Annotated in this window: 5 protein-coding genes; 4 read left to right on the plus strand and 1 reads right to left on the minus strand. The window is 32.0% G+C overall.

Annotation, left to right across the window (positions count from 1 at the left end; genetic code table 11):
- The 3 genes from VK998_RS11290 to pdxR form a co-directional block, all read left to right on the plus strand.
- Nucleotides 1–453, plus strand: a 453-nt coding sequence (locus VK998_RS11290; RefSeq protein ID WP_325228365.1) for a hypothetical protein, incomplete at its 5' end; no start/stop codon positions are given.
- A complete protein-coding gene (locus VK998_RS11295; RefSeq protein WP_325228367.1) occupies nucleotides 440–664 on the plus strand; it encodes a hypothetical protein in 225 nt (74 codons plus the stop codon). The genes VK998_RS11290 and VK998_RS11295, both read left to right, overlap by 14 nt.
- A gap of 472 nt (nucleotides 665–1,136) precedes the next feature.
- A complete protein-coding gene (gene pdxR / locus VK998_RS11300; protein WP_325228370.1) occupies nucleotides 1,137–2,597 on the plus strand; it encodes a MocR-like pyridoxine biosynthesis transcription factor PdxR in 1,461 nt (486 codons plus the stop codon).
- A 132-nt stretch (nucleotides 2,598–2,729) separates the two neighbouring features.
- Here pdxR and VK998_RS11305 read toward each other — a convergent pair whose 3' ends face one another.
- A complete protein-coding gene (locus VK998_RS11305; RefSeq protein WP_325228372.1) occupies nucleotides 2,730–4,037 on the minus strand; it encodes an IS110 family RNA-guided transposase in 1,308 nt (435 codons plus the stop codon).
- A gap of 383 nt (nucleotides 4,038–4,420) precedes the next feature.
- On the opposite strand from VK998_RS11305, the gene VK998_RS11310 reads away from it, so the two are divergent.
- Nucleotides 4,421–5,113 (plus strand): aspartate/glutamate racemase family protein, encoded by a 693-nt coding sequence (locus VK998_RS11310; RefSeq protein WP_325228375.1) that lies wholly within the window; start codon nucleotides 4,421–4,423, stop codon nucleotides 5,111–5,113.
- Nucleotides 5,114–5,434: the final 321 nt, after the last annotated feature.

Here is a 5,434-nt window from a genome sequence, read left to right on the forward strand (position 1 = left end):
ATATACAATAGGGTGTTTGATGATCAAACACAGATGAGAATAAGATTTGAGTCTATGGCAATAGATATTTTATTTGAACTAATCGAAAAGAAAAAATATGAATTAGTATGGTCCTTTGTTTTGGAATATGAAAATAGCAGAAATCCTTTTATAGAGAGGAAACTTAATATCATATCTATTTCTACCTTGTGTAATGAGGTAATACAGCCTAATGATAGAATCAAAGAGATAGCTAAAGATATAGTTATGAAATCAAATGCTAAAGATAAAGATGCTTTACATCTCGCTTCAGCTGTATATGGAGGCTGCAAATATTTTATAACCTGTGATGATAAATTTATAAAGACAATTGAAGGAAATGGAGATAACTTGAAGGATATAATTAAAGATGTTAAACTATATAATCCTATAGATTTTCTTAGAAAGGAGATGGATATTGATGTTATTGAATGAAAGAAGTAAATTTACAGATAGAGAAATAATAGAAAAAGGTTCTAGGGCTTTGATAAAGGAACTAGGATATTCTGGATTTTTAAGATTTATACGCCATTCTGAAGGGATAAGCAAAGAAGATTATTTGAAACTAGAAGATGAAATATTTGATGGAATGTCCTTAGATGAAATATTTGATAATGCCAAAGAGCATTGGGGAAACATGGAGTAAGTGGTATTTAGGGGTAGTTTATATATCGGAACAAAGGAATAGATAGTCTGAAAATTACATTGATTAAAACCTTCAAGAAAGCCAAGAGTAGACTTGAAGGTTTTGGTGTTTATAATTTGGTAAGATTTTAAATATAAAATATAAATAGAATCATAATTACAAAATCTTGGAAATATGTATTTCCACCAAGGAGTTTCTAGCTTCCCATGACATCTTTATTGACCTCTCAAGGCATGTGGAGGCAATCGTTAAGCTCGAAAAGCGATAGAACATAGTAATATTAATAGTTTAAACCATTGGATACATAGATTGCATTCAGTGGTTTTCTGTTAGTGGAAATATATCCCCATATTTTTTCTAAAGTATTGACATAGATCCAAGTGGTTGGTAAGAATTAAAGGTGAAGTGGTGGGTTTATTCTTTCAAATTAGATGTTAAAATATGATTAAGGATTTTCTAAGGAGTGCTCTTTATGAGGTTTGATATTGATAAAGAATTAAATGTAAGCATATATTACCAGCTCTATAATCAAATAAGAAATAAAATTTTTTCTGGGGAGATTTTAAAGAATGATCAATTACCTTCTGAGAGAAAGCTTGCTGAGCAATTATCTGTAAATCGAAGTACCATAGTAAGTGCTTATGATTTATTGAAGTCTGATGGGTTGATTAAAACAATTAAAGGCAAGGGAACTTTTGTAACATTTAATGTAGAAGGCGAGACACAAAGTGACACTACAATAACATATTATGATTGGGAGACATGTTTTGAAGAGAATATGAAGACTAGATACGATGAAGTTATTCGCCTTATTATGGATGGTAGTAATCGAAGTGGGAAGTGTTTTTTAGCAGGTGGTTTACCTTCTCCTTCTTTAATACCAGCGAATGAATTACAGAATATTTTTCAGCAGTTAGCCGTGAATAAAAGAATAGATCCCTTATCTCATTGTCCAGTTCAAGGTACTCATGAATTAAGAGTTCAAATAAAACAATTAATGTTAAAAATAGGTGTAACTGCTAATATAAATGAACAACTGATTACATCTGGATCTCAACAAGCTTTAGATTTAGTTATTCGCTCGTTTATAAAAGAAGGAGATGTTGTGATTGTGGAGGAACCAACTTTTTTTGGTGCCCTACAACTATTTCAACATGTAGGAGCAAAGGTGATAACAGTTCCTATGGATAGATACGGTATTAAGACAGATGTACTTGAGTATTTAATAAAAACCCATCATCCCAAAATAATTTATACTATACCAAATTTTCACAACCCAACTGGCGTTGTAATGAGTCATGAACGACGCAGGAAATTAATTGAATTATCGAATTTATATCACGTTCCAATTATTGAAGATGATCCTTATGGTGAAATCATGTTTGATGAGTTAGATTTGAGGCCATTAAAATCAATGGATAAGTCAAACTATATTATATATTTAAGTACATTTTCAAAGACTATATCCTTAGGTCTTCGTATCGGGTGGATTGTTGCATCGGAAGAAGTAATTAATTGCTTGAAGAAGATTAAGCAAATATCAGATTTACATGTAAACACATTAAATCAATACGTAATGAGTGAATATTTAGCATCTAATCGATACAATGAGCACTTAAAAGTAATTAGATCTGTATATATGAAGAAAAGAGATTTGATGGTTCAACAGCTCAATGAACATTTTGATTCAATCTCTTTTGATATCCCAAGTGGTGGATTTTATCTTTGGGTCAATTTCTATAGAAACTTCAATCTTAAAGAAATGTTTGATAATTGCTTTAGGGAAGGCGTGGTTATTACACCAGGTTATCATTTTATGCCAGGTGGAAAAGACTATGAACCACAAATCAGGTTAAATTTTACCTATCCTAGCGAAGAAGAAATCATTGAAGGTATTAAAAGATTATCTAAATGCTATAAAATGATTCAATAAGTCCAGCTAAGAATTGTCAATAGTAAATTTAAAAATTTTTAATAAATATTTCAATCAATTCTAGCTAAAAAAGGGTAAATTTAATAGGCCTTCTAAAAGGCATCAAAAATTCAAAATTAAATATAGAATTCCTTATGCAGCGACGCCGTATTTCGCCTTCAAGTAATTCGCTTGGTGTTCCTCTGGAGTGATGATTTTAAATTCTTTTTCATCACGAAGTATTGCAAATACAATATTACACACTTTATGCATGATGGCTCCTAGAGCTACCATTTTAGGCTTACTTTGACACTTTTTAAGATAGTATTCACGTAGAACAGGATTGTTAGCAGTTCCATTACGATTTAGAGCAATACTGACTAAAGCTATGGTATGTATTACTCTTCTTGCAATCCGTGAACCTCGTTTTGATATATTAACATCAGTACCTTTAAAGTTGCCAGATTGCTTAACAGCTTGATCAAGACCAAAATATGCAAAAAGTTGTTTAGGAGATTTAAAAGCAGAGAAATCACCAATTTCACACATAAGGGTAACAGCGGAAAGAAAGCCAGCACCTTTAATAGATTCAATAAGGCGTATTTGCTTTACAAAATCCGTATCCTCGTTAGACTTAACCAGTTCACGCATATCAGATAATATAGCTTCGATTTCATCGTTATACTGTCTGATAAAACGGATATATAGAAGGATACGTTTGAAATTACTGTTTACAGAATAACTAAAGGTCTTAGCATCCTTAGCAGCCTGAATAATAGCCTTGTATTTCTTTTCAGCATAGGTAATACCAAAACGAGCAGTAGACCTAATAGAGGCAATAATTTGATCTTTAGAAGCCTCTAAAAATCCATCTGGAGAAGTAAACTTCTCTAACAAGGTTAAGGATGTATTAACGGTAACCTTGGAAAAGATCTTTAAATACTGTGGAAATGCTATTCTAAGTTCACCGTGAAGTTTATTAATGTAAGCAGAACGATTATCCACAAGATCATAATACTCTCTTGAAAGATTTCTTAAATCAAGAGCAAGCTCCGAAGGCATAAGAGATACCTTTAAATCAGGCTTTAGACCAATTAAAGCAAGCTTTTTAGAATCAAATTTATCATTATGGACTTTCCTAATATTAATATTTGTGCTATTCTTAGAGATGATAGGATTAATGATGGATACCAAAAATCCTTTATCACTAAGATAGCAGAAGAGTGGGTAATGATAAATCCCTGTGGATTCTAGGAGAATACGGCTTTCCAAAGAATACATCTCTTCTGCTTCTTTGATTTTTGAAACAGCCATAGATAGGGAATTAAAATCAGAATGAATGATTTTAAAAGGTTTACCCACAAAGGTTTGATTAGGTAGTGCAATAGACATAAAACTAAAGTCCGCACCTACATCAATACCAACAGAAATAAATAAATCATACTTAACACTATTAGACATAAACTACAGCTCCTTTCAGATAGGAATCCATTTCCAATCAATGAGTACACATCCTAGCATGTGATACGGGTATAGCCTGAAGGCTCCCAACCAGCCAAATCATAAAACCTCATTGAATGGACTAATTGACTTTTTCAGGGGTATTAGTCAGTAGAAACTGACTTCCCAAGGGGGGATACATTTTTCGTCCTATCCCTTAAGATTATATCTTATGATAAGTCTGGAGTCTATCAGGAGCCATTAGACATATTAAATTAGAAGTAACCTCTGACGAAGATTGAATATCTTCTTCAGTTACTGAATAAAGAAATGAGATTTTTAGAAAAGTTTTAACTGCATAGTCTTTATTGACTATGACATTATTATACTAGAGGGGGAATAAAATGAAAAAAATAGGATTATTAGGCGGAATGAGTTGGGAATCTTCACTTGAGTATTATAAACTAATGAATAAATTAGTGAAATCAAAGTTAGGAGGTTCTCATTCTGTTAAATGTTTGTTACATTCTTTTGATTTTCATGAAATAGAAGAGCTGCAACATAGAGGGAAATGGGAAAAACTCACAAGCTTATTAGTTAAAGAAGCAGAGAACTTAAAAAAAGCTGGTGCTGACTGTATAGTAATTTGCACAAATACAATGCATTTAATGGCTTCTGATATTGAGAAAAGTACTGGATTGAAAGTAATTCATATTGCTGACGTTACAGGTGATGAAATTATAAAAAGAAATGTCAATAAAGTCTTATTATTAGGTACGAAATTTACTATGGAAAGTTCCTTTTATAAGGAACGATTAGAGAAGAAAGGAATTGAAGTTGTAATACCTAATGAACTAGATCGACAAATTATACATGATATTATTTATAATGAATTAATCTTGGGGGTTTTAAAACAGGAAAGCAAACAGAGTTACATAAAGATTATCAATAAAATAATAGAAGAAGGAATACAGGGTGTAGTTTTAGGATGTACAGAAATTCCAATGCTTATTAAACAAGGTGATGTGCCTGTTGAAGTATTTGATACTACTGAAATACATTCAAGAGCAGCTGTAGATTTTGCTATTGATGAATAGATAAATAATCTGTTACATTGATTATGTGCAATCTGTATTGATATGCTTAATAATAGATAGATTGCTATGAGATAGAATTGATGATTATCGTTGTTTCCATTTATTTTGGGGTAATAATTCTGAACTAAGTTTTAGCAGTATGCTACCATTCGCCAAGGAATCAGTGGGTCTCCACGACATCATTATTATCCTCTCAAGGCATGTTGAAACCGTAACACTGCTTGTGTATGATGATATGCATCAACGGGTTGACACATAGGTCAACCCCTACAGTATTGGAAACATCATATTTCGTAGGGATGGACCTGTGTGTCCATTCGG

Origin of the sequence: Schnuerera sp. (assembly GCF_035459645.1) — a bacterium.
Classification (GTDB): Bacteria; Bacillota; Clostridia; order Tissierellales; family Tepidimicrobiaceae; genus Schnuerera.

What these genes read in the sequence shown, in the direction of transcription:
- VK998_RS11295 (WP_325228367.1), top strand. Translation starts at nt 440, where the DNA reads ATGTTATTGAATGAAAGAAGTAAATTTACAGATAGAGAAATAATAGAA.
- VK998_RS11305 (WP_325228372.1), bottom strand. Translation starts at nt 4,037, where the DNA reads ATGTCTAATAGTGTTAAGTATGATTTATTTATTTCTGTTGGTATTGAT.
- VK998_RS11310 (WP_325228375.1), top strand. Translation starts at nt 4,421, where the DNA reads ATGAAAAAAATAGGATTATTAGGCGGAATGAGTTGGGAATCTTCACTT.
- pdxR (WP_325228370.1), top strand. Translation starts at nt 1,137, where the DNA reads ATGAGGTTTGATATTGATAAAGAATTAAATGTAAGCATATATTACCAG.